The organism is Streptomyces sp. MMS24-W38, from assembly GCF_059889265.1.
In genome coordinates this window covers 2,422,442-2,447,289 of the sequence record NZ_JCBCPP010000001.1, presented here as the reverse complement: position 1 = coordinate 2,447,289, position 24,848 = coordinate 2,422,442, and the positions used below count along the sequence as shown (strand labels likewise).

Genomic DNA, 24,848 nt, shown 5'->3' with positions numbered 1-24,848 from the left:
GCATCCCGCTCGTAGAAGGCCCCCGTTCCACCCCGGACGCAAGGTCCGGTCCGGAGCGGGGGCCTTCCCCGTGCGGTCAGCCGTCCTGCCGCAGCAGGAACCGGACCGGCTCCGCCAGCGCCGCCCGCGCCCCTTCGGCGTCACCCAGCCGTGCGGCGAGGGTGGCCTCCGCGAGCCGCGCGGGCAGCGCCTCGGCGAACTTCAGGCCGCGCACGGCGTGCGGGTCCACCTCGGGCAGGGTCAGACCCGTCCCGGCGTCCGCCACCGCCGCCCGCCACGACTGCGGGGTCACGTCGTCCCGCAGCCGGACGAAGCGGTCGTCGACGACCCGGTGCCGCAGGACGACGGACGGAAGCGACGCGGCCAGGGTGGCGTTCGCCCGGTGCCCGGCCCAGGTCCACCAGCGCACGTCGTCGGCGCCCCGACGGGTGATGACCGTGCCCGCCGGACGCACCACGTCCAGGTAACTCTCCCGGGCGGCCGCGAGCTTCGCCTCCGCCCGCCGGGTCAGGGACACGGGCGGATCGCCCCCGAGCAGCACGTCGCGTACGGCACGGGCCAGGGTGAACGACCGGACGCGATGCGCCCCGAAGCCGCTCCACTTGGCGCGCCCGCCCTCGTCCACGGGCTCCACGAAGCAGCGCCTGCGCCGCCAGTCGATGTACGTCACCAGCCAACTGCGGCCCGCCAGAAGCAGTTTGCGCGGGCCGTCGGTCTCCTCGGTGAGCAGGTCCGGGTCGGTGCGGCCGATCTCCGTCCGCCCGCTGAGCACGGTGAACTCGGGGGGCGCGGTGAACGAGGCCGTCAGGTTCACGAAGTGCCGGTGTCCGAAGCGGCGTTCGGCCTCGAGCCCGATGAACAGGGTGCCCGAGTCCCGCTCCAGGTAGCCCTGTTCCACCAGGTGCCGTACGACGGGTTCGGCGGCGGCACCGAACACGCCGAGGCCGCCCCACCACTCCTGCCACAGGTTCTCCCCGACCCGGTGCTCCTGGAGGCACAGCGCGAGCAGTTGCTGGGCCACGAGGTGCCGCGGCTCGGGGGGCGCGGTCACCGGTTCCACCCAGCCGCGCGACCAGGCCAGCAGCAGGGCCGCGGCGTCCAGGAAGCCCTCGTCGTCCAGGGCGAGGAAGAGGCAGTTGCGGTGGGTGCCGGGGCGGCGTCCGGTACGGCCGAGGCGTTGCAGGAACGAGGCGACCGTGGCGGGCGCGTCGAGCTGGACCACCCGGTCCAGGTCGCCGACGTCGATGCCGAGTTCCAGGGTGCTGGTGGAGACGATCACGCAGTCCCGGGCCTCGGCGAACGCCTCCTCCGCGCGCCTCCGTTCGTCGGTGGAGAGGGAGGCGTGCGAGAGGAAGGTGGTCACGCCGCGCAGCCGGAGCTGCTCGCCCAGTTCCTCGACGGTGCGCCGGCTCTCGCAGAAGACCAGGCGCTTCTCTCCCCTGTGCAGGGCGGAGATGACGGTGGCCGCGTTGGCGACGGAGCCCACGTAGTCCAGTTCGACGTCGCCGGGCGGCGGACTCGCGCCCGGGGCGTCCGGCGCGGACACCCCGGCCCGCACTCCCGGTTCGGGCAGCGCGACACCGGGCGCGACGACCTGCCCCGGCCGCCGCCCCCGCCCCGACCCCTGGAGCCAGTCCAGCAGTTCGCGCGGATTGCCGACGGTGGCGGACAGCCCCACCCGCTGCACCGGCCGCCCGACGATCCTCTGGAGCCGTTCCAGCACGGCGAGCAGGTGCCAGCCGCGGTCGTCGCCCGCGAACGCGTGCACCTCGTCGACCACCACGCTGTGCAGCCCGGAGAAGAACACCCGGTGGTCCACATGCGTGCTGACCAGCATGGCCTCCAGCGACTCGGGCGTGGTGAGCAGGAGGTCGGGGCGCCGGGACAGGATGCGCCGGCGCCGGCTCGAGGCGATGTCGCCGTGCCACAGCTCCGCGGTCCGCCCCACCCAGCCCGTGTACGTCTCCAGCCGGGGGTGCAGGTTGTTGAGGAGGGCCTTCAGCGGGGTGACGTACAGGATGCCGGTGCCCTTCCACCCGTGCCGCCCGGCACGGGTGAGCAGGGGGAAGGCGGCGGCCTCCGTCTTGCCGCCGGCGGTCGGCGCCAGCAGGACGGCGTCCCGCCCGGACAGCAGGGGCTCGATCGCCTCCTCCTGGAGCGGTCTGAGGGAGCGCCAGCCGAGCGAGTTGACGATGTGATGGGTGAGGATCGGGTCGAGCAGGTCCAGCGCGTCGGCGCTCACGGCAGCTCCAGCTCCACGTCCCCGGCGCTCGCGGCCGCGTTGCGTTCCACCTCGTCGAGTTCCGAGGCGTTCACGGTGAGCGTGTAGTGGGCGCGCGGGTCGAAGTCGTCGAAGGTGTCGATCCGGTCGAGGACGTCGGCGACCAGTTTCCGCAGGTACAGCCGGGGCGCGATGCCGGCCTTGCCGCCGAGCGAGCCGGTGACGGCACGGGCCAGCTCGTCGAGGTAGGCGTCGTCGGCCCGCGCGGTGATCCGCTCGGGGTGGCGGGCCGTGGCCTCGTACACACCGCGCACCTTGCGGCCCAGCTCCCCGAGGGAGGCCAGGTCGAAGCCGGTCAGGCGGAGTTGGACGGCGCGCGGGGAGTCGAAGCGCGGGTCGGTGGTGAAGTCCGTCGCCAGCCGCTGGGCGAGCGGTGCGAGGCGCTGCACGCCCTGCTGCCCGTCGTAGAAGGCGGGGGTGCCGGTGATGACGAGGAACAGGCCGGGGAAGCGGCCCGCGTCGATCTCGTCGAGGAGCTGACGCAGGGCGTTCAGCGACTTCTCCCGCACGTCGCCGCGCACCCGCTGGAGGGTCTCCACCTCGTCGAGCACGAGCAGCAGCCCGGGGTGCCCGCAGTCCCGCAGCACCGTCAGCAGGCCCTGGAGGAAGCCGAGGGCGCCGAAGTGGTCGAGGTCGCCGCGCACTCCGGCGGCCCGCTTGGCGGAGGCGGCGACGGACTTCTGCCCGCCGAGCCAGGCGATCAGCGCCTCGGCCCGCGCGCCGTCCCCGGCCGCCACCGCCTCGCGGTAGCCGCGCAGCGCGGCGGAGAAGGCGGGCGTGGTGCGGGCCACGTCCGCGAGCCGCCGCTCCAGCAGTTCGTCGACGGCACGGGCGAGTGAGGCCTCGTCGTCCTCGTCGGCGTCTCCGGCGTCGAGGACCTCCTCCTCCAGCGCGTAGAACCAGGAGTCGATCACGGCGCGCAGCGCGGACGGCTGATGGGTGGACGTGGTCAGCCGTTCCGTGAGCCGTCGGTAGACGGTCTCCAGGCGGTGCAGCGGTGTCTCCGTCTCGGAGATCTGCACCTCGCTGACGGCCAGCCCGCGCCGCTTGGCCCGCTCGGCGAGCCACCGCGCGAAGAACGTCTTGCCGGAGCCGTACTCACCGCGCAGCGCGTGGAAGGCGGAGCCGCCCCGCACGACGGTGGCGAGGTCGTCGTCGAGGGCGTCCGCGAACCGGTCCAGGCCGACGGCGAACAGCCCCAGCCCCTGCTGCGGCACGGTGCCGCGGCGCAGCGCGTCGACGACGTCGCGGGCCCGGGCGGCGCTGATGCCGGGGGTGCCCGGTGCGTGCGGGTGCGGGATCGGGGTGCTCACGGGGCGGTGCTTTCCGGGAACTGCTGGCGCAGCAGTTCCCTGTCGAGGTGGACGGTGCGCCCGGACTCCACCAGTTGGAGCACGGGGTAGCCGTCGATGTTGAGGAGCCGTTCGAGCATGGTGACGAACCGCTGGGGGTTGCGTTCCGACTTGCCGGTGGCGGCCTGGGCGGCGGCGGCGACGGCGGGCGGGGAGAGCTTGCCGCCGGCCGTGAGCAGCGCGTCGAGCGCGGCGGCCACCGCCGTGTTGCCGGGCGCGTTGCGCACGAACTCGCGCTGCGTCTCGAACGGCTTGCTGCGTACGGTCTGTTCGCCGAGCGTGCCGCGCCCCGGCTGGGGGAACAGGCTTTCGTGCTGCGGCTGTTGCTTGCGGCTGCCGCCGCCCTTGCCGCGGGAGGCCGGTGCGGATTCCCGCGGCTGTGCCGTTTCGGCGTCCCCGCGCCACCACTCGGGGGCGGTGTCCTCCGCGGGCAGGGCGGTCCAGCCGGCCGGGATCTCGCTGCCGGCCGGGACGAACGCCAGGACGGGCACGGTGACTTCGGCGAGCGAGGCGCCTCCGTGGTATCCGGCCTGGCGGGCGGTGTAGCGCAGGTCGTCGCGCCAGGCGGCGGTGATCCGCCCGCCCGCGGTCCGTACCCGCGGCCCGGTGAGCTCCACCTCCCCGGGCCCGGCCGGGCCGGTGCGCCAGCGGGCGCCCCGCACGCCCTCGGCCGCGGTGGGACCGGACTCGCGCGGGCTGCGGTCCAGGATGTGCCCGTGGTCGGAGACGAGCAGGACCGGCCGGCCCGCGCCGAGGGCGGCGTCGAGCAGGTCGGCCAGCTTGGCGATGTCGCCCGTGCGCCAGCGGGCGCGCCCGTTGTCGCGCCCGTCGGCGAGTGCGTCGTCGATGGTGTTGACGATCACGCCGACGACGTGTCTTTCGTCGGCGAGGGCTTCGAGGAGCGCGGGGGCGAGCCGGTGTCCTGCCTTCCCTTCGTAGCCGCCCTTGTGGAAGAGCACCGCTTCGCGGTGCCGCTTCTTCCAGAAGGCGGTGAACCCGGCGCGTTCGGTGTCCTGCCCGCCCTCGGCGGGGGCTCCGCTCAGCAGCGAGGCCCGGCTGATCCGGGTGAGGGTGGGCAGCATGGCGACGGCGGCGAGGCGGCCGGGGCGGTGGCCCGCGGGTGCGGTGGGCACGATCTCGGTCCAGGTCCGCGGGGCGAGCCCGGCGGCGAGTTCCACGGCGACGTCGGCGCTCATCCCGTCCAGGACGAGCACCAGCGGCCGACCGCCGTCGCGGGCCAGCGGAGCGGCGGCCCGGGCGAGCACGTCCTCGATCAGCAGCGCCCCGTGCGGTGCCTGCTGCGAGGCGGCCTCGGTCCAGACGGCCAGGGTCGCGGCGAACGACTCGTCGAGCTGCCGGCGCCGGTCGCGGACGCGGCCGATCAGCCGGTGGTACGCCTCCCCGATCCCGCTGTCGCGTGAGGCGTCGCCCTCGGCGAGGACGCCGGTCGCCAGGTCCACCCAGCCGGTGGACTCCAGGTGCCGGCGCACGCTCCTGCCGACCGATTCCTGCGTGGCCTGCACGGCCTGCGGCCCGTCGAGCCAGCGCAGCAGGCGGACGGCGGTACGGGCGCGCTCGGTGGAGTCCGCGTGGAGGGCGGCGAGCTGGTGGCCGGCGAGGTCGCGCAGCGCGGCCTGTGCCGGTCCGGGCCGTCCGTCGAGCGCGGTGGCGAGGGTCCGCAGCCGGGCCCGGTAGCCGGAGGGCAGCAGCCGGTCCCCGGCGAGCAGCCCGGTCAGGCGTGCGGTGTCGGCGAGCTGGTCGGCGCGTTCCAGTACGGCCAGGACCCGGGCCCGCGCGTCGGTGCCCGCGCCGCCGCCCGCTTCCGCCTGGGCGATCCACCGGGTCAGGACGCCGGTGGCGGCCGACGCGTAGGGGGCGAGTGCGTCGAACGAGCCGAGGGCGTGCCCGAAGAGCGTGCCGAGGGCGAATCCGGCGTCGGCGGCGGCCGGGCAGGCCAGGGCGGCCGACGCCAGCGCGCCCAGCGGCAGGGCGTCGGCGCCGCGCCCGTCGGCGGCGAGCGCGAGCAGTGTGGGCGCGGCGGGGCCGGTCACCTGCTCCAGCCAGGTGGTCAGACCGGAACGCTCCTGCTCCGGCAGCTCGGCGAACCGCCGGGGCCCGGCCGGTGTGCGGCTCCAGTCGAAGAGCGTGTCGGCGTCCAGGTCCAGCGACTCGTCGCTGGTGTCGCCGAGGCCGACGCGGGCGGCGAGCAGGGCGCGCAGGGCCCGGTCGCGGGTCAGGACGGAGCCCGCCCGGGGCCAGCCGCCGGACGGTTCGGCCTCCAGGAGGGCGTCGAGGAGCCAGTTCTCGCGCACCATGCGGGTGTCCAGGTCGCCCGCCCCGAACAGCTGCTTGACGATGTCGGCCCGCTCCACGGCCAGCGGCCTGCGGCGCACCGCGTGCCCGCGCAGGTCCCAGCCGAGCTGGTCGGCGGGGACCAGGCCGGTGACGACGAGGACGCTGTCGCCGTCCGGGTCGACGGCGGTGGTGTGGTGCCGCCAGGCGTCGGCGATGCCGAGCGGCGAGTCCTGGTCGGTGACGTGCACCCGGCGGGCGACGCCGTCCACCTGGACCGTGAACTCCCGCTCCTGATCGCCGCCCGCCCACACCGCGTCGACCAGCACCAGCCGGCGTCCCTCGGCACGGGGCAGCTCCGCCTCCAGCAGCACCTCGACGGCACGCCGCCCGGCGGCGGGCCGGGCCGCCATCAGCGGGCCTCCCCGTCGCCGTCGGCAACGTCGTACCCGTCGGCCTCGCCGGAGCCCCGGGACGTGTCCGCCCCGCCGGATGCTTCTGTCCCGCCGCGCCCGCCGGTCGCACCGGGAAGGCCGGACGCGTCGACCGCACCGGCTCCGTCGGCGCCGTCGGCCGCCACCGGCTTCCAGCCGACCTCCACCGTGGCGCCCGGGTGGGCGGCGAGGTAGGCGCGGATGTCGTCCCGGACGCCCGCCAGTTCGTCGGCCAGCCGCTCCTCCAGCGGGGTGGCGCCGACGGCGGAGACGAGCCGGCGGCCCGCCCGCCGGGTGCGGCCCGGACCGTCTCCCCCAGCGGCGGAAGCCGACGGGGAGGTCCGGGCGTTTGACGCCTCTTCGCCGGCCTGCCCCGCCCCCGGATGGTGCGTGGCCACCTCCGGCTCGGTGACCCGCACGTCCCGCGGCCCCGGCACAGGATCCTGCCGGGTGGTGAACACGTTCTCCACCCGGAGCGCGGCGTTGATGATCGCGTTGGCCCGCTCGCCCGCCTCCGCGAGCACCGGCACCAGCGACCGCTCGAACTCCGAGGCCCGCGCCGCCAGCGCGATCTCGTCGAAGAGCCGCCGGGCCCGGTCGCCCACCCCGTCCTCCCGGCCGGTCAGGCCGCGCACGTTGTCGAGGACGGGCCAGGGGGCGTCGTCGAGGGCCCGCAGCACCTCGCCCGCGCTGCCCATCGCGGTGTTCAGGTCGCGTTCGGTCGCGGTGTACGACGCGGCGGCCAGTTCGCGCACCAGCGCGGTGGCGTCGCCGCCGTGCCGCGTCAGCCGGGCCAGCAGGGCGGCGGCCTCCCGCAGGATCGCGGTACGGGGCGAGCCCTGACCCGGGCCGTCGAGACCGAGCAGCGCGGCATGGCGGTCCAGCGAGGCCCGCACCCCCGCCACGTCCTTCTCCCAGGCCTCCGCCCTGGCGCGGACGTCGTCGGCGAGCCGGTTGACGTTGCGCGCGTACATGTTCGGCTTGGCGGAGACGCCGAGCAGCCGGGCCGCCCGCTCGCGGGCCGCCGCGTACTCCTCGTCGCCGGGCAGCGGCTGCGCGCGCAGCGACCAGCCGGGCCCGATCTCGTGCAGCGCGGGCGCCTCCCGCTCCGGGCCGCCCTGGAACACCCAGGCCCGGTCGTCGAGCAGCGCGTAGGCGGCGATGAGGAGGTTCCCGGTGAGCTTGTCGAGACCGCCGTACCCGAGGTCCTTGGTGATCCAGCCGCGGATGTCCTCGACGGCGAGGTCACCGCGCTGCTTGTGGGCGGACGCGGCCTGGTTGATCCGGGTGCGCCAGTCCTGCCGCATGACGAGCGGCCCGTCGTGGACCGTGCCCAGTTCCAGCGGTTCCACGATCCGCTTGACGGTCTTCAGGTGGTGGCTGTCGACGTTCTGGGCGCGCCCGCCCTCGTCCATGGCGCGGGTGATCCACTCCAGGGCCGTGCGCAGCTCACCGGCCGTCACCGCCTTGCGCTGCCCGTTGCGGTCCGGCCCGAAGTCGGGGTGCTTGGCGTACAGGGCGGAGAACATGCCGTCGGCGAGGTGCTGCACGTTCGCCTCGAACCCCTTGCCGCCCTCCTCCCGCGGCTGCGCGAACTCGGGCTGGAGCGACAGCACATGGCGCCCGTCCGGCACCTCGGGCCCGGGGTTGGAGTCGGTCGGCCGGGCCAGCCCGTACACCTCGGCGAGCGCGCCGGTGAGCTGGTCGGTGAGGGTGTCGCGGGCGACCTCCAGCTGCCGCCTGACCTTGGCCCGGTCGTCGGGCGGGAAGGTCCCGGTGTAGTCGGCGAGCCGGTCGCGTTCCAGCAGGAAGTTGATCCGCATCAGCCGGCCGAGCTGTGCCCTGCGCTGGTCGGAGAAGAAGTCGGTGAGCCACACCAGGGTCGGGGCGGTGACCCCGTCCTTCCGCAGCTCCTCGACGCGGTGGAAGTCGTCACTGGGGTAGTGGTCGCCGTCGTCGAACGGATAGTCCACGACGAACCGCACATGGCCCGCCGTGGCGGGCGTGAACTGCTCGTCCGGCAGGTCGGCCCGGTCCCGTACGTTACCGAAGACGAACTCGGCGATCCGCCGCGTGCCCCGCCAGACGATCTCCTTCTCGGCGACGAACTGCCCGTCGCGCACCCCGGCCGCCTCCCACAGCCGGTCGCGCAGCCACACCCGGCGCACGCCCGCCTTGTCCTCGTCGGCGACGGCGTCCAGCAGCGGCTCGATGTCGAGGTCGGACAGGTGCAGCGAGAACACCGGGTCGGCCTCGCCGTCGGACCGCACCTCGGAGGGGAACGCGGCCTGGAGGTCCCGCATCCGCCGGACGACCACGTCACCGGCGGGCACGGTCCGCGAGCGCACCGAGCCGTGGTTGAGGGCGGCCAGCCGAGCCCCGGTCAGCCGCCGCAGCGCGGGCACGTCGGGGGCGAGCGCGCCCAGCAGCAGCGTCTTGACGAACCGGTCGTCGGCCCGGAACTCGGCGTGCGTGTCGGAGCCGTACTTGTCCAGGAGGTGGGTGCGCGCCTTGGCGTAGAACTTCACGGCGGCCTCGGACTCGCGCTTCAGCTTGTCGGTGAAGGCGGCCCCGGTGCCGTCGACGAGGACGTCCCACAGGTCGCCGAGCGGGATGAGCTGCCCGACGGCGGCGTCCGCGTTCTTCTCCAGCAGCTGCTGGACCAGCTTGAGACCGGTCCGCTCGCGCTGGAGGGCGCCGGAGAGGGCGACGAGCACGTTGAGCAGGGCGGGGGAGAGCGGGTAGACGGCCCGGAAGCCGGTCCAGTCGGCGTGGGTGGCGCCGCCGCCGTCCAGCAGGATGTCCTTGACCTGCTGGTTGGACCGGTCGACCCCGGCGAAGGCGTTCTCCAGCACCGCCTCCTTGCCGGGCCGCGGCTTGAGCACCCGCTCCTTGATGATCTCCGGGAGGTTGCGGTCCTCCAGGTCGACGGTGGTGAACCGCTCGTTCAGGTACTCGAGCGCCTGCTCCATCGCCTTCACGTCGGCGCCGAGCACGTCGGCCCCGACGAGCTGCGACAGATCGCGCTGCCGGGAGATCAGCGACACGATCGGCACCGGCCGGTCCGCGTCGCCGGACTCGATCAGTTTGACCAGCTTCTGGATCTCGTTGTTGACGAAGGTGCGGTCCCGCATGTGCGCCTGGAGCCACAGCACCAGCTCGTCCAGGAACAGCACCACACCGTCGTACTCCAGCGACCGGGCGTGCCGGCTGATCGCGGCGAGTCCGTTCTCCAGCGGCACGTACTTGGCGGCGTCGCCGCGCGCGCTCTCGGCGTACGAGCGCAGGGGCCCGGTGAGCAGCGTGGACTCCAGCCGCTCCCGGCGCGGGTCCCCGGCGGGCGCGGCGAAGGCCTCGTCCAGCTCGGCGGAGGTCCAGGACCCGCCGGTGCCGATCACCTGGAGTTCGTCGTCATCGTCGTCCCCGCCCCCGCCCGCCGGGGCGCCGTCGGGCAGCAGCTTGACGAACGCCTCGTCGCCGAGCTGCTCCCGCATCCGGCGGGCGTCGGCGAGCAGGGCGTCCGAGCGGAACACGGTCGGCGTCGGCGCGTTCGGATGCAGCTCGCGTACGGTCCGCACGTACCCGCCGAGCAGTGCCTCGTCCAGGTTGGCGGCGCCGACGAGGTGGTACGGCACCATCAGGAACCGCTTGCCGCGCATCCACTCGTCGTGCTCGGCGATGACCTCCCGCAGCCGCGGCTTGGCGCGGGCGGCCGGCTCGCCGTTGAGGACGGCGTGCAGCACGGTCAGGAAGTGGCTCTTACCGGCACCGAAGGACCCGTGCAGGTACGCCGCCTCGGAGGACCCCTTGCGCACCGCGCCCCGCACCAGCTTCAGCGCGCTGCGGAACTGCTCCTGGAGCTGCGGGGTCACCACGTACTCCTCGACCCGCCCGGCCGAGTCGCCCCGGAACCCCTGGGACAGCTCGATCTTGAAGTCCCCGGCGGTGACGTCCTCCTTGATGTCGAGGACGTCCCTCAGCACGACGGTGTCGCCGCCACCCCTGGCCATATACCGCTCCCGATCCCCATGGCATCCCGCACAAGTCCCCCCAATCCTGCCAGGCCGCACAAGGGCACCGGGGCGGGGCGACGGGATCGGGGCCGGACGGGAGCGGAGGGCGAGGTGAGGCGGGTGGCGGGGCGGCGATGGGGGCGGGGCGCGCGGGGATCAGGCCCGCGCCGCGTCCGAGGGAAGGGCGACGGGCGGCGCCGGGGCGAGGACGGGGCCGGGCGCCGGACAGCCGACCGGGCCGGGAGCCCGGCCGGGTACGGGATCGGCCGCCGGGCCGGTGGCGACCACCGCCCACACGGTCTTGCCGGGTGCCCCCGGACGCTCGGCGACGCCCCACTCCTCGGCCAGCCCCGCGACGAGGGCGAGCCCCCGGCCGCCCTCCGTGAGCGGTCCGTCCTCCGGCGCCGGGACGGGCAGCCGCTCACCGCGCACGTCGCTCACCTCCACGCGCACCCGGGCCCCGTCCGCGTTCCTGCCGAGCCGCAGCTCGGCGTCCCGGCCGGGGACCCGGCCGTGGGTGACGGCGTTCGCGGCCAGCTCCGCGACGACCAGCTCGACGGTGTCGTGCACCGGGCTGCCGTAGGGCCAGCCCCAGGCGTCCATCTGCTGGGAGGCGAGGCGCCGGGCGAGCCGGGCGCCGCGTGGGGTGGCGGAGAAGCGGAGGGTGAAGACCCTCTGTTCGGCGAAGAGGAGGGCGGAAGCGGCCGGTCGCCGCCGCCGGGGGGAACTCGTCATGCCTCCGAAGATCCCGTGGCGGCACCCCGTTCACCAGCTCCGACGCCCCCACGGCGGCGCTCTGTAGGGGCGTCGGGCGAGGGTGTCGGACGTGTCGGGGCGACCGCCCGCCGCCCGCGCCGCTCGTTCCGGAACTCCTGTGATCACATCGGAATGACTCGTGCCGGCGTCTTGGTGGACTTGAAGGGGCACCCGCCGTCCAACGGCCGCTGCCCTTCAGGGGCCGCGCGTGCTGGACGAGCCGGCCGAACTCCTCTGAGCAGGGGAGGGAGAACCCTCCACGCGAGCCGGATCTTGGCTGATATACCCTGCGCCTAAATTATTCGAACAGTCCGGCGAATCCGTGCCATCGGATACGCCCTGCCCGGGGGGGGCATTCCATCACTTCACAGTTCCGTGCGGTGCTCGGCATCGCGCTCACTCCCGTCCTCACCCTGGCGGCCGTGGCTCCGGCCGCCGCCGCCCAGACCACCGCCACAGCCGCGGCCACCGGCACCACCACCACGACCACCGTCGAGAAGCGTGCGCCGGGCGCGTGGGCCACCCGCACCGCGCACGCACCGAGTAGCTTGCGGGCCCTGGTGTCGGCCCGGAACGGCACCCTCGTCTCCCTCGCGGACGGCACCCGGATCCGGCCCGCCGGCAGCACCCGCTGGCTCGCCCCGCAGGCCTGGCCGGACGCCGGCGGGTACAACACCGAGCTGGTCTCGCTCGGCGACGGCTCGGTGCGCCTGGTCTGGCGGGCCGCCGACGAACACAACGACTACTGGCTGAAGATGGCCACCCTCGCGCCCGGCGCGACCGCCTTCTCCGAGCCCGAGGACATCGCCGTGGTCCCCAGGAGTGGCTACCACCACCTGGCGGCGACCCCCGACGGCCGGGTGACCGTCGCGTGGGCGGACAGCGGCGTCGTGATGACCGCCGAGAAGGCAGGCCCGAAGGCCGCGTGGACCGCTCCGGTCGGCCTCAACGCGCAGCCGCCGAGCGGCAGCCGGAACATCTCCGGCATGGAGCTGGCGGTCGCCAAGGACGGCACCGCCCTGCTGGTGTGGCAGGCGTCGAAGACCAAGGTCGTCACCGCCATGGAGAAGGCCCCCGGCGCGTCCGGCTGGACCACGGCCAAGAACTTCCCGGTCTCGAGTGCGGACCGGACGCAGCCGAAGGTGTTCGCCGATCCGCAGGGCGGCTTCGAGCTGTTCTACAACGACGCCGGACACGTCATGCACACGCGCCGGTCCGCCGGCGCCACGAAGTGGAGCACCCCGCGGTCCTCTTCGGCCTCCGGCAGCACCTACGGGATGACGGCGCCCGTCCACCTGCCCAACGGCGACCTCTTCGTCGCCGGCGGGGGGCCCGGCTCGACCAGCTCCTGGTACGCGGTGCGCTCGGCGGCCACCGGCGCCTGGCTGCCGTACAAGCAGTCGTTCTCCACGACCCGGGCGCAGGCGGTCGGCGCGGTCGCCACCTCGGGCGGCACGGTCACGGTGACGTGGCGGGCGGGCTCCTCGGGTCGTGAGTACGTGATGGCCGCCGTCTTCAAGGGCGGCACCTGGTCCACGGCGCGGCGGCTGAGCGCGACGAGCGCCACGGCCACCGGCGCGCCCCGGGCGGCCTCCGACGCGCTCGGGCGCCCCGTGGTGCTGTGGGACGAGTACACGGTGAACAAGTCCGCCTACATTCTGGGCGGGGCCTACCAGACCACCACCACCGGCCGGGCGCTGCCCAAGTGGCGGGACTACACGGACGACGGCAAGGCCGACCTCTTCGGCCGGAGCGGCAGCGGGCTGAAGGTGTACGCGGGCGGCGCGACGAAGCTGTCCGCCCAGAAGCGCGCGAGCAGCTGGCCGACGGGCACGCTGGTGCTGCCGTTCGGCGACCTCGACGGCGACCGCTGCAACGACGTGTTCGTCCGCCACCCGAAGGGCGAGGCCCGCATCTACAAGCCGGTCTGCGGCGGGCTGCCGGACCAGCAGACGTCCTCCGTGAAGGTCTCCTCCGACTGGAGCGGGTACAACGCGGTCCTCTCGCCCGGCGATGTGACCGGCGACGGCCGGGCCGACCTGCTGGCCCGGTCCACCTCGACCGGGAAGCTGTACCTGTACGCGAACAACGGCAAGGGCGGCTTCAAGGCCCGGAAGCTCGCCGGGTCCGGCTTCGGCGGCTACAAGAAGCTGATCGCCGCCGGCGACCTCAACCGCGACGGCAGGAACGACCTGCTGGCCCTCGACAAGTCGAACGAGTTGTGGCGGTTCAACGGGACCGGCAAGGGCACCTTCAAGCCCCGGGCGCTGGTCTTCAAGAACTGGGGCACGTCCTACAAGGACGTGGTCGGCGGGCTCGACCTGTCCGGGGACGGTCGGGCCGACCTGATCTCGCTCGACAAGAACGGCCGCGCCTGGCTGAACCGGGGCGACGGCCGCGGCGGCTTCGGCAATCGGTCGCAGGTCGGCAAGACCACGAACTGGTCGGGCATCCGCATCTCCTGACGGCGCGGACCCGGGGCCCCTCGGAGACACGGGGGGCCCATCCGGCCGGGCGTCCGGTTCCGACGGGTCCGTCCGGACCACCTCGCCCCGTCGACGCCGGCCATGGACTCGACCACCGGTTCGTTCATGTCGCGGATGGGACGGGTGCGCGCGAAGGCCTCGCGTCGGCACAGCCCGGGCAGAGCCTCTCGTCACCGGACGGACGGAACAGCGTGGCCTGGACGTGCTCGCCCTCGCATTCCCGGAGGGAGGCGAGTCGCGCGGACAGGCGAGGGGAGGCGGGCCGCTCGTGGTCCGTCACCGGCTGGTGCGTGCCGTCGGCGGAGGGTCGAGGATCCGGCGGCGGTACGTCGCGCAGGAGGTAGCGCAGCAGGCCGCCGGGGCGGTGGACGGGGCTGCCGTCGTCGGGGAGACCGCGCAGGATGTGCAGCCGGACGGCGGTGGCCGGGTGCCCGGCGGCGAGCCAGCGGGCGGTGAGGTCGGCCAGTTCGGCGTGCATGGCGCGGGGGATGTGGCGCAGGGCGGGGGAGAGGCCGGGGAACGCGGAGACGAGGGCGCGGGCCTCTTCGAGGAGGGGCGGGGCGGTCGCCGTCTCCGGCTGCGGTTCTGTCCCCGTCCCCGCCGTCGCTGTGGCCGTCTCTGACTCCGGTTCCGCTGTCGGGCCGGGGGGTTCGGGGGGTAGGTGGGAGGTGTTCTCCCATGAGTCTTTCTTTGGATGACCGTCGGTGGGCGGACTGGTCGGCTCACCGACGGCCGGAATCCGGGGACTCGGTGCGAGCTGCGGCGCCACCCGCTCGGTGGTGGTTCCTCCGACCGGGCCCACGGGCATCCGCGCGAGCAGCTTGGCGGCCTCGGCGGCGCTCAGCGGGGTGCTGGAGACGAGCTGTTGGGTGGCCCAGAGGCCGCCGGGCCCCTGGACGCGCCGCTCGTGGACGAAGCCCTCGTCCTTGAGCTGACGCTTGGCCCGAGTGAAGGCGCTCCCGCCGATATGGGTGCGTTCGGCGGTGCGCGAGAGGGACTCGCGCGCCCCGTCGGGGAGGGAGAGCTGCCAGATCAGCAACCGCACGGCGTCGGAGGACAGCCGGGGGTGCCGGATGAGGTCGTGGGAGAACTGCGTGAAGGCGCGCGGGGGCGCGATATGGTGCCGGTAAATCACGGTGGAGTTCCGTTCCACTGGTGGTTCAAGGCCCTCGCGGACGGCTGCAACCGCTGCGGGGGTCGCCTTCGTTCCGTGCCCGACGGGGCACGCGGAAGACGTGATGTCGAGGCGACGCTACCGTACGTAGCGTGCGCATATGAACGCGTTGAGTGAAGAGCGTCCTCGTGTGGGGGTGATCGTCCTGTCGGTGCGGCCGCTCGGTCCCCGTTTCACCGGGGGACATCCTTGATTTTCCCGATCAGAACGCCGAACGCTTCTGCCTTCTCCCTCAGCCCGGAGCTGAGGTCTACGGAATCCTCCAGCACCACCACCCGCTGGACCTGGCCGTGACGAGGAGCGGACTGGGCCGACCTGTGAACGTACTCGACGGCTTCTGCGAGGCGGCTCGTCTCTTCGGCGACTGAGTGCTGGGGGGCCACGACCCACGCGCCGTACGCGGTCCGTTCGCTGACCCAGCCGAGGTCGAACTGCGGGCCCCGTCGCGCCGGAGCGCGAACGTCGCGCGTCGCTCGTCCGGTGACCCGCTCGATGAGGCGTGACAGCAGTTTCTCGTGTGCTGGCGTGCCCCGGCCCAGCACACCGGCCTCGAACCGGCTGATGCCCCGAGTGCGCAGCCGAAGCCTGTCGAACGGGCCGCCGAGGAACCCTTCCCCGATCTCAGACATGACGGTCACGTGCTCGCCCTGCACCTTGAGGTCCCGGCATCGGGCCGGAGCTCCGAACAGAAGATCCGAGTAGCCGGCATTGTCGACCACGTGTATGTGTCGACCTGCTCGTCGTGACTCGATGACTGTCAGCAGTTTTCTGCTCAGCTCCCGGTCCGCGTCCTTGACGTTGCCTGTCAACTCTCCATGGACGACGAGGGTCACCTTCCTGGAGAAACTGTTCTGGCAGACAGCTCCTAACGCCTGCGCACGAGAGAAGCAGTTCTTACGGACAACCCATTCACCGTCCACCCGGGTTTTGCCGGTGAACATGATGGTCTGCCCTCGGAGTTCGTGTATCCAGCCAGTGCACCGTGCGGACACTCTCGTCGACCTCCCGCCGGGTTCCAATATGTCTTGTTACGCAGGGTACTTCGGGCGCTACGGGGAAGGAGGAGCATCTTGAGGATCGACCTCCACTCCCTTTTCAACTGCCCGGCTCAGGAGCGGCGCAGTCGACTTGCGCCACTGCACACCGACGTCACGTATGCCCGCCCGCTCGGCGACGGGACCTGGCTCACCTACGACGCGGAGGGCGAGACGCCCTGCTGATGGCCGCTGATGACGGCACCCGGGACGAGGTGACCTGCTCGTTCACTCTTCCGGCGCAACTTGTTTCGGTCTCGGCGTGGTTGACCCGGGCGCGTCCTACGGTGCGAGCACGGGTGATCGGCGGACGGATGTGCTGAGGGGGCTGGTGCGATGGAGTCGGGAGCGGACTCGGGTGCGGGCGTGGAGAGCGCGGACTCGAATGGGGAGTTCCTGCGGTGCTTCGGGCGGCAGATGAAGCTGCTTCGGGAGGCTGCGGGGTTGACGCAGGCGCAGTTGGGGGAGCGTGTCAGCTACGGCGAGGCACTGATCGCGGCGGTGGAGCAGGGACGTCGCATTCCCAAGCCGGAGCTGGTGGACACGGTCGATCGGGAGGTGGGTGGGCGGGGGCTGCTGGTGGCGATGAAGGGGGAGGTGGCGAAGGCACGGTATCCGTCGTTCTTCCGCGAGTTCGCGGCCTTGGAAACCGACGCTGCCGAACTTCACGCCTACGACGCCCATGTCGTCAATGGGTTGCTGCAATGCGAGGAGTACGCGCGCGCAGTCTTCAGCATGTGGCGACCACTATTGGATGCGGAGACCATCGAGCAGCGGGTGTCTGCGCGTTTGGACCGGCACAAGTTGTTGGCGCGGCGGCCCAAGCCGCTGCTGAGCTTTGTGATCGAGGAGACCGTCCTGCGTAGACCCCTCGGCGGCGCGGAAGCCATGCGAGCCCAGTTGGAGCACCTGTTGCTCGTCGGGCACGAACGCAATGTAGAGCTACAGGTGATGCCGACCGGACGCGATGAGCATGCTGGAGTAGCAGGCCCTTTTACGTTGATCCTCACGCGGCAACAACGGAGGATGGCGTATACGGAGGTGCAGAGCAGCAGCGCCCTGCATGCGATGCCAGCGAAGGTCCAGGGGTTCGAGTCCACGTACGGAGTCCTGCGAGCACAAGCGATGACCCCCAGGGAGTCGCTGGCCTGGATCGAGAAGCTCTTGGGAGAGTTGTGAACGCCAACGACGATCAGGCATCCGAGCTGACCTGGGTGAAGAGCAGCTACAGCGCTGGTGATGGTGGCCAGTGTGTCGAGATCGCGGACGCCGGTACGGCCGTACTGGTCCGCGACTCCAAGCGTCCGGATGTGGCGATCCTCAACGTCTCCACTGCCCAGTGGACGGCGTTCGTGCGGATGGCCGCAGGCGTCTGAGACGAACGAGGGGTGGTGGGGAGCCGTTGACGCTCCCCGCCACCCCTCACTCATGCCCGAAGGGCACTACCCTGCTCACTCGCTCTTCTTCTGCCGTCCGCGCGTCTTCTTCTCGGGGCGCCAGGCGACGAGGTCGTTCTCGGACAGCTCCGCGTCCGCGCGGCCCGAGTCGAGGGCGGCCTGGAACTCCTCGGCGGGGTTGCCCTCCCACTCCTCGTCGTACTCGCCGTACCACTGGTGCACCCAGGGCAGTACTTCCCGCAGTCCGGCGAGCAGCGGTACGAGTCGGGGGTCCTTCTTCTCCCAGCCGCCGTCTTCGACGCGGCTGCGGACGAGTCCGACGAGGGCGTCGGCCTGGTCGCGGTGGTTCCAGCCGGCCCAGCCGAGGAGCAGGGAGGTGTCCGACTCCAGGGAGGCGCCGGGGTAGGAGATGAAGCGCTCCTTGGGCACGTCGAGCTTGCCGCGGTGGGACCAGTAGGAGTGCTTGAGGAAGTCCGCGCCGGTGTACTTCGGCGGCACCTTGATGTCGAGCCGCTTCCCGGTCCGGTCCTCCTCGCGCTGCTGCTCCCACACCTGTTCCCACTGCGCCCGCTTGCGCAGGCCGGAGTCCTTGTAGCGGAGCGCGGCGAGGTACGGCACGTGCTCGGCTTCGATGACGGAGGCGAGGACGGTGGCGAGGGAGGCGTCGCGCTTGCCGAGGTGGTCGGCGGCGTACAACTCGGCGACGGCCTGTACGTCACCGTCGTGGCGCAGTTCGTCGGCGAGCTGGTTGACGGTGAGCGGCCGGGGCACGGTGAACCCGTCCCGCTCCTCGAACCACAACTCCTCACGTTCGGCGGCATCGAGCAGCCAGTTCCGCAGGGCAGCGGCTTCCCGCTTCTCCCAGGGCTCGGTGGACCAACGGCGCTTGTACTCGGGGCGCTCGATGAGGCGGATGTCCTTGTTGGCCTCGATGAGGTCGATCCGGGCCTGGACGACCTTGCGGTAAGCCTCCGGCCAGTGGGCGGGGATCTCGGTGACCGGGGCGGACCCATGCCGCTCGAACCACTTACTGCCCACTTCACCACTGCGTGCTTTCCTGGCCCACACAATCTCGAAGGCCCTCTGTCCGAGGGTCACTTCAGGGAGTTCGGCACTGGTGGTCTGCGCGACCTCGTCTGCGGTGAGCAGTCCGTACGCTCCGTAGACGGTCCAGTCCAACTCCTCCTGCAACGCGATCATCCGGGCTCGGAGCTGTTCCTGGCTTCGACGAGCTTCGTGGAGGGCCTCGCGGGTGGGTACGGCGCGACGGGCAAGAGCATAAGGCTCATGCTTTCCCAGTTCCTGGGCCAGTGCGTCCAAATCTCGGCTGAGTTTTTTGGGGAGCTGTTCGGGTAGCGGGAATTCTTGGAGTTTGGTGCCAGTGAACTCGTAGCGGAACTCCCAAGGCTCGTCTGCGTCCCCACGCTCAGCTCCGGGGCGACCCTTGTTGTGACTCACTTGCTTGAGCCAGAAACAAGCAGCCGAAGAATTCAGCACCCCCAGCAACTCCAGATGCCGTTCCTCGCTCGTCCCCTCTGGCAACTTGATCACGGGTGCAGTGCGGATGCATGCGATCTCGTCACGTACAAGCGCCATGTGGTTATGGGTCGCCACAAACGGATAGGTTAGAAACAGGGGCGGCTTCAGCCTACGGGAATAGAACTCGCGGAACTCTGTCCACAAAAGCCCGTCGATGTCTCGCACCGGAATGCCGAAGCGCTTGCGTTCCTGAAGGTACAAGCGGGTGCGCCACAGTCTGCGCGTCATGGGATGGTCGGAGCTGAAGGCAATCGGCTTGAGGTCCTTGTCGTAGGGCCACAGCACTGCCTCCCGGTCGTGGACGGAATAATCGCGTACAACTTCCCCCGCGACCAGGGGTCGGGTAGTCAAACGACCTTCGCGTGCAGTTACGTGCGGCGGCACCACAAAGGAGTCGTCATCACCCGTGATACTGACGAAACCAAGGTCGGCATCCCAGTCCAAGAGTCGAATGCGCTGCTCATCGACCTTGCTGAAGGTCGCTCCTGCCCCGCCGCCTGACAGGGACCACGGGAATCCGCTCAGCTGACTCCGTTTGCGTTCCTCGACTGACACCCAGTCCGAATCGCTCCCAGCCACCCCAACCTGCTTGACGATCGCCCGCCATACCTGCCCATCCTCAGGCCTATCCGGTCGGCTTCCCTCCCCCCGCACCCCCAAAACAGCCCGCACCGGCTCACTCTGCCGAGCTACCTGATTCCGCCCCGCCAAAATCACGGTAGGCGTCCCATGCCCCGGAATGAACGCCCCGGACGTATCGATCACATGCGTCAGGTCGACCCTTGGGAAGAACTCCTCAATCAGCTTCTTCCCGAATTCACGCTTCATGAAGGAATTGGCAGTGATCTGCCCGGTGAACCCACCGTCCCGATGGTCACCCCCCGCCCGAACCGCCAACTCGAAGATCCGCTGAGCGAACGGCACCGACAACGCGTACTGCCGATAACAGGCGTCGTACGCAACCTTGTAGTTCTTGTTCTCGTTGGCGTCCTTGACGGTGATGTACGGCGGGTTCCCCACCACCACGTGATACGACCCCCGCCCGAGAAGATCCACCTCCCGCGCGTACCCCTCCACATCCTCCGTGCGGTAGTAGAACTGCTCGTTCTCCGCGAACAGGGTGTCCAGGGCCTCCGTGACCGTCTCCGCACCCCGCCCGTGCAGCAGCGAGTCCGCCACCGCCACCCGAATGGGGAAATCAGGAGCCGCACCCAACTCCCGTACCCCACACGCCTTCAGCGCGGCCACCAGCAATCGGAACCGTGCGATGGCCACGGCGAACGGGTTCTTGTCGGCGCCGTGGACGGACTCCAGGGCCCGCCGGACCAGTACCCACGGCTCGGTGCCGGGCTCGGCCTCCCGCCACTTCACCAGCAGCCGCTCGAAGAGCCCCAGCAGGAAGTGCCCGGAGCCGCACGCGGGGTCGATGCACCGCAGCCCCCGGACGACATCCGCACCGCCGGGACCGTCGGCGAAGACCTCCCCGTCCCACCCGGAGGGCCGGTGCTTCCACGCCGGCGTCAGGCCGAACTCCTCCACGGCCGGTTCCAGCGTCAGGTCGAGGATGAACTCCTCCACGAACACCGGCGTCTGGAGCAGCGCGTACGTCTTCCGCGCGTGCTCCGACAGGTCCTGGTACAGGTCGCCGAGGAACCGCGTGTCCAGCTCGGGGTCGGTGAAGTCGTGGACGATCTCGCCGTCCGCGCCCCGCTCACGCCAGAAGGCCAGCAGGGCCGTCGCCGCCTCGTAGGAGGGCGTCACCTCGTACAGCGGGTTGTGGGCGCGGTCGAACAGCCCGGCCACCGTCCGGTGCGACGTGGCCAGCGCGTCGAAGGAGTCCAGCAGCCAGTCCCGGTCGTTCTTCGACGGGTTCGCCCGGAAGTACGCGTCGTGCCGGTCCTGCGCCTCCGCCAGCCGTTCGCCGGGACCGGAGAGCCACGGGTCCGCGATCAGCCCGTTGTCCTCGCTGAACCGCACGAACACACAGGCCAGCACCCACGCCGCCGCGATCTGCACGACCCGGTCGTCCCGCCACGTCTCGTACATCGCCGCCGTACGCTCCGCCGCGACGGCCTTGTCGTACTCGACCCGCAGCGCGTCCCGGAACTCCGGCTCGCCGTCCGTCCGCCTGCGGAGGTCGTCCTCCAGCAGACGCGCCTGCGCCTGGAGATCCTTCAGCAGCCGCGTCCGGTCCAGCGCGGACCCCACACCCTCAGCCGTAGTAGCCGCCACCCCGGCCCACTCCTTCACCGCTCGCCCACGGGCCCCCACGGCCCACACACCATCCTGCCAGCCCGCTCCCCTCGACCCACCAGATCCACGTCAAGGGGGGATTTCCGGGTCTTCGAAGTTGAGCGGTGTGCCTCATCAGGGTCCCTGACGATCTGTCACCGTGCGTGAAGCTGCGGCCCTGCCCCGGACGCAGGATGCCCGTGGTTCTCCGTGATCATTTGGCCTTGGAGGCCTACGACGAGGCCATCGGCCTGGACCTCGAGAATCTCGTGGTGGACGGCCGAAGGGACCCACGTAGCAGGCCTTCAGGAAGGCAATGGCCTGCTCAGGGCTGGCGGGCAGGGTGCGTCCCTGGATGATGTGGTGGGTTGTGCTGCTCGGCAGCTCGCCGGGGCCGCACATTTGCTCCATATCACCAGGGCTGGGGTAGCTGGCCCACACGTCATCGCCATCTTTGTCGCCCCTCCCGGCGCCGGCGGGTCAGCCTCGTCGGCGCGGGTGTGTGCCCCGGGCCAGGCAGCTTCGATGGCGCGCGACGTTTCCGCTGACTTAGACCGACCGGCGAATGGTGGGCTGCCTGACGGCCGGACGCACTGGGCACGAGACAGGCACGGGCCTGAGTGATCATGGAGTTCTCTACGCTCAGTGATCACTGGAGGGCCCGTGCCTGCTGTGCCATCTTGCCTGCTCGAACCCCTGTGGGACCAGTTCGCCGCCCTGCTGCCCGTACGGGACGACTATGCGCCGACCCACCCGCTGGGCTGTCACCGCCGCCGGGTCCCGGACCGGATCGTCTTCGAGCACATCGTGCAGGCCCTGGTCCACGGCAGCGGATACGAGCGGATCGCCAGTCCGGGCTGCTCGGACTGCACCATCCGACGCCGCGTCAAACTCTGGTCACAGATGGGCATATCAGAGGAGGTTCACGCCCTGGCGCTCCAGGCGTACGACCGGATGATCGGCCTCGGACTGGCCGAGATCTCCGTGGACGGCTGCATCACGAAAGCCCCCTCGGGGGGCGAGAAAGCCGGACGCTCCCCGGTCGACCGGGGCAAGCGGGGACTGAAGCGATCGGTGGCCTCCGACGCGGCCGGGGTCCCTCTGGGGATCGTCTCCGCAGGCGCCAACCGGCACGACTCACCGCTCCTCGGCCCCACCCTCGAAGCAACGAAAGCCCAGGTGGGAGCGCTTCCCGAGCAGGTGAACATCAACCTCGACCGCGGCTACGACAGCGCCAGGACCCGTGCCTTGCTCGACGAGTTCGGCTTCACCGGCGAGATCGCCCGTAAGGGCGTGCCCGCACCGATCCAGGCTGGCAAGCGGTGGGTGGTCGAGCGTTCGCACTCGTGGATGAACGGCTACGGCAAGCTGCGGCGCTGCACCGAGAAGGACGGCAGCGCCGTGGACTTCTACCTCTACCTCGCCGCCGCATTCGTCACGCTCCGCATGCTCATCCGACGCTCGACGAGCCGCTACCGCTGGGACGGCCGCCCCACCACTCGACGTCTCAAGTGATCCATTTGCCGGTCGGTCTTAGAGGTCCTAACAGAGTGCTCGGACGCGCCGGTACAGGATGAGGCAGACCGCCAACTGCAGGAAGCCGTCGTGGATGTCGTCCCGGCGCTCCCAACGGATCCTCAGATGCCGGAAACCGTGCAGCCACGACAGTCCACGCTCGACCACCCACCGGTGGACGCCCAGGCCCGAGCCGTGGGATTGCCCCCGGCGGGCGATGACCGGGGTGATGCTCAGGGTGCGGACCATGCTGCGGTAGCGGTCGTGGTCGTAGCCGCGATCCGCATACAGACGCCGCGGCCGGAACCGGGGACGCCCACAGCGGCCGCGGACCGCGGGAATCGCCTTGAGCAGCGGCATCAGCTGGGTGACGTCGTTGCGATTGCCGCCGGTGAGCGAGACCGCGAGCGGAGTGCCGCGCGCATCGGTGATCAGGTGGTGCTTCGAGCCCGGCCGGGCGCGGTCGACCGGGCTCGGGCCGGTTTTGGGCCGCCCCGCAGGGCACGCACGTGAGAGGCGTCGATGGCGGCGCGGGAGAAGTCCAGCTGGTTCGCGCCGCGCAGCTTGGCCAGCAGGATGGCCTGCAACTGCTGCCAGACACCGGCCTGGTTCCAGTCCCGCAGCCGACGCCAGCAGGTCATGCCCGAGCCGAAGCCCAGTTCCTGTGGCAGCCACTCCCACTGGATGTCGGTTGCCAGCACGAACAGGATGCCCTGCAGGGCCTTGCGGTCGTCCAGTCGCTTGCGGCCCGGATGGTCGGGCCGGCGCTCGACCACGGGTAGCAGCGGCTCGATCAGGGCCCACAGGTCGTCGTCGATCTCCCAGGGCTTGGGGCGGGACATCGCGCACCTCCTGGTCAGAGCGGATCCGCACCGACATCTCCAGATTAGCGCAAACGTTCTATTTTGTTAGGTCCTCTTACTCCATATGACGCAGGGCCGCGAGGCGCCGACGCACCTCGCGGTCCAACTGGGGTTCACTCACCCGGATCTCCGTATGATCACCAGGCCCGGGTGTCAACCATCTCCGTCAGTTTTATAGGCTCTCCTGTCGCTTCCGTGGGTGGGATTATGCGAGTTGACGGCCTGGTAGCTGCGGGCGGTGTCCGCCGAGGCTGAGCATCGCCAGGGCGATCAGGGCGTCGGGGCTCTTGAACCCGAAGGCCAGGCGGGTGATGAGGCGGATCTTGGTGTTCGTGGACTCGATCAGCCCGTTGCTCAGGTTGTGCTCGGCCGCGGCAATGATGGCGTCCCAGTGCCGGACGATGGCGCGCTGGAGGTCGACGAAGGCGGGGATGCGACAGCGTCGGGCCCAGATCACCCAGTCCCACAGCACCTCGGCGGTGTCCTTGCCCTGTTTCAACGCCATGCGCAGGCCCTCCTTGAGGAGGTAGGCGCGGTGCAGCAGCGGGTGGGCTGCGGCGATGAAGGCGAGCTGAGCCTGCTGGCCGGCGGTGAGGTCCTCGGGGTTCTTCCAGAGTGCGAAGCGGGCCTTCTTCAGCGACTTCGAGCCGCGGGTGGTCCGGCCCTTGCCGCCGCGCTCGGCGTTCCACACGTTCCGGCGGACGACGTCCAGGGCGTCGGTGGCCCACTTCACGACGTGGAAGGGGTCCATGCAGCGCACCGCGTTCGGGCAGCGGGCCGCGACGACGGCATCGATCCACTCGGCGCCGTCCGCCGACACGTGCGTGATCTGCGCGGTGCGCTCGGCGCCGAGGGCGTCGAAGAAGGCGTGCAGGGTGTCCTTGTCCCGGCCGGCCGCCGCCCATACCAGGCGCCCGGAATCGTGATCGACCACGATGGTGAGGTACTTGTGCCGCTTCTTGTAGCTGATCTCGTCGATGCCGATCCGCCGCAGTCCGGCGAACAGGTCCACCGACGCTTCGACGTCGGCCCAGACCCGCTCGCAGATGTTGCCGACGGTGCGCCAGCCGATCCGCAGCAGCTGGGTGACGGTGGTCTTGCTGCAGCAGGTGGCCAGCCACGCGGCGGTGGCGTCGAAGGCGTGGGTGTGTCCGGCGCTGTGTCTGGCCCAGGGCACCGCCGCGACCGTCACGCCGTGCTCGGGGCAGGCCACCCGCGGCGCGTCGGCTTCGATCACGGCTTTGAGGGTGCCGATGTCCAGGGCCCGCCAGCGGCGGCCGCCCTCACCGGCGTCGTACTTCGCGCACGTGCGGCTACAGATGCCGCACCGCTGCCGCCGGCCCTTCGCGGGCCGGGCGCAGACCACGATGACGCGCTCGCCGTCGTCCCCCTCGCCGGGCTCGGCCTCCTCCACACTGACCTGCTCGATCACCGTGTTCTCGACATCGAGCAGCCGAGTCCATACCCTTGCACTTCGCAC

The 24,848-nt window shown here is 71.4% G+C and carries 14 protein-coding genes and 1 pseudogene; 5 read left to right on the top strand and 10 right to left on the bottom strand.

Annotated features, from left to right (window positions below; all coding sequences use genetic code 11):
• Positions 1-76: 76 nt before the first annotated feature.
• The 5 genes and pseudogenes from AC6F7H_RS09755 to AC6F7H_RS09735 form a co-directional block, all read right to left on the bottom strand.
• Positions 77-2,242, bottom strand: coding sequence for a DEAD/DEAH box helicase (locus tag AC6F7H_RS09755; protein WP_500756580.1), 2,166 nt, complete (start codon positions 2,240-2,242; stop codon positions 77-79).
• A complete protein-coding gene (gene brxD / locus AC6F7H_RS09750) occupies positions 2,239-3,594 on the bottom strand; it encodes a BREX system ATP-binding protein BrxD (RefSeq protein WP_500756578.1) in 1,356 nt (451 codons plus the stop codon). Before brxD ends, AC6F7H_RS09755 begins: the two co-directional genes overlap by 4 nt.
• On the bottom strand, positions 3,591-6,338 hold the full coding sequence (pglZ, locus tag AC6F7H_RS09745; protein WP_500756576.1) for a BREX-2 system phosphatase PglZ: 2,748 nt from the start codon (positions 6,336-6,338) through the stop codon (positions 3,591-3,593). The genes brxD and pglZ overlap by 4 nt, the downstream gene beginning before the upstream one ends.
• On the bottom strand, positions 6,338-10,369 hold the full coding sequence (locus tag AC6F7H_RS09740) for a DUF6079 family protein (RefSeq protein WP_500756574.1): 4,032 nt from the start codon (positions 10,367-10,369) through the stop codon (positions 6,338-6,340). Before AC6F7H_RS09740 ends, pglZ begins: the two co-directional genes overlap by 1 nt.
• A 285-nt stretch (positions 10,370-10,654) precedes the next feature.
• Positions 10,655-11,107: pseudogene (locus tag AC6F7H_RS09735) on the bottom strand (ATP-binding protein); the annotation flags it as partial.
• Positions 11,108-11,508: 401 nt separating this feature from the next.
• Here AC6F7H_RS09735 and AC6F7H_RS09730 point away from each other — a divergent pair.
• On the top strand, positions 11,509-13,593 hold the full coding sequence (locus tag AC6F7H_RS09730; RefSeq protein ID WP_500756572.1) for an FG-GAP repeat domain-containing protein: 2,085 nt from the start codon (positions 11,509-11,511) through the stop codon (positions 13,591-13,593).
• Positions 13,594-13,717: 124 nt separating this feature from the next.
• Here AC6F7H_RS09730 and AC6F7H_RS09725 read toward each other — a convergent pair whose 3' ends face one another.
• Both AC6F7H_RS09725 and AC6F7H_RS09720 read right to left on the bottom strand, forming a co-directional pair.
• On the bottom strand, positions 13,718-14,749 hold the full coding sequence (locus AC6F7H_RS09725; protein WP_500756571.1) for a hypothetical protein: 1,032 nt from the start codon (positions 14,747-14,749) through the stop codon (positions 13,718-13,720).
• A 212-nt stretch (positions 14,750-14,961) separates the two neighbouring features.
• Positions 14,962-15,729 (bottom strand): BRCT domain-containing protein, encoded by a 768-nt coding sequence (locus AC6F7H_RS09720; RefSeq protein ID WP_500756570.1) that lies wholly within the window; start codon positions 15,727-15,729, stop codon positions 14,962-14,964.
• A gap of 129 nt (positions 15,730-15,858) precedes the next feature.
• Here AC6F7H_RS09720 and AC6F7H_RS09715 point away from each other — a divergent pair, with 129 nt between their 5' ends.
• From AC6F7H_RS09715 to AC6F7H_RS09705, 3 genes are all read left to right on the top strand, one after another.
• Entirely contained in the window at positions 15,859-16,008 is a 150-nt protein-coding gene (locus AC6F7H_RS09715) for a hypothetical protein (RefSeq protein ID WP_500756569.1), read from the top strand.
• Positions 16,009-16,158: 150 nt separating this feature from the next.
• On the top strand, positions 16,159-17,001 hold the full coding sequence (locus AC6F7H_RS09710; protein ID WP_500756568.1) for a helix-turn-helix domain-containing protein: 843 nt from the start codon (positions 16,159-16,161) through the stop codon (positions 16,999-17,001).
• Positions 16,998-17,198 (top strand): DUF397 domain-containing protein, encoded by a 201-nt coding sequence (locus tag AC6F7H_RS09705; protein WP_500756566.1) that lies wholly within the window; start codon positions 16,998-17,000, stop codon positions 17,196-17,198. The genes AC6F7H_RS09710 and AC6F7H_RS09705 overlap by 4 nt, the downstream gene beginning before the upstream one ends.
• A 75-nt stretch (positions 17,199-17,273) precedes the next feature.
• Here AC6F7H_RS09705 and pglX read toward each other — a convergent pair whose 3' ends face one another.
• Positions 17,274-20,990 (bottom strand): BREX-2 system adenine-specific DNA-methyltransferase PglX, encoded by a 3,717-nt coding sequence (pglX, locus tag AC6F7H_RS09700; RefSeq protein ID WP_500756565.1) that lies wholly within the window; start codon positions 20,988-20,990, stop codon positions 17,274-17,276.
• A 663-nt stretch (positions 20,991-21,653) separates the two neighbouring features.
• Between pglX and AC6F7H_RS09695 the strand changes: the two genes are divergently transcribed.
• Positions 21,654-22,505 carry an IS5 family transposase gene (locus AC6F7H_RS09695; protein ID WP_500756564.1) on the top strand — a complete coding sequence of 284 codons (852 nt, stop codon included), beginning with the start codon at positions 21,654-21,656 and terminating at the stop codon, positions 22,503-22,505.
• Positions 22,506-22,532: 27 nt separating this feature from the next.
• Here the strand turns inward: AC6F7H_RS09695 and AC6F7H_RS09690 are convergent.
• Together AC6F7H_RS09690 and AC6F7H_RS09685 are read right to left on the bottom strand one after the other, a co-directional pair.
• Positions 22,533-23,347 (bottom strand): IS5 family transposase gene (locus AC6F7H_RS09690; RefSeq protein WP_500756563.1). Its coding sequence is split into 2 segments (ribosomal slippage): positions 22,533-22,990 and positions 22,990-23,347, totalling 816 coding nucleotides; the frame shifts between segments, so codons are not numbered across the junction.
• A 226-nt stretch (positions 23,348-23,573) separates the two neighbouring features.
• Entirely contained in the window at positions 23,574-24,848 is a 1,275-nt protein-coding gene (locus AC6F7H_RS09685; protein ID WP_500756561.1) for an ISL3 family transposase, read from the bottom strand.

Coding starts and splice junctions, on each gene's coding strand:
- AC6F7H_RS09710 (WP_500756568.1), top strand. CDS start 16,159: ATGGAGTCGGGAGCGGACTCGGGTGCGGGCGTGGAGAGCGCGGACTCG.
- AC6F7H_RS09720 (WP_500756570.1), bottom strand. CDS start 15,729: ATGTTCACCGGCAAAACCCGGGTGGACGGTGAATGGGTTGTCCGTAAG.
- AC6F7H_RS09740 (WP_500756574.1), bottom strand. CDS start 10,369: ATGGCCAGGGGTGGCGGCGACACCGTCGTGCTGAGGGACGTCCTCGAC.
- pglZ (WP_500756576.1), bottom strand. CDS start 6,338: ATGGCGGCCCGGCCCGCCGCCGGGCGGCGTGCCGTCGAGGTGCTGCTG.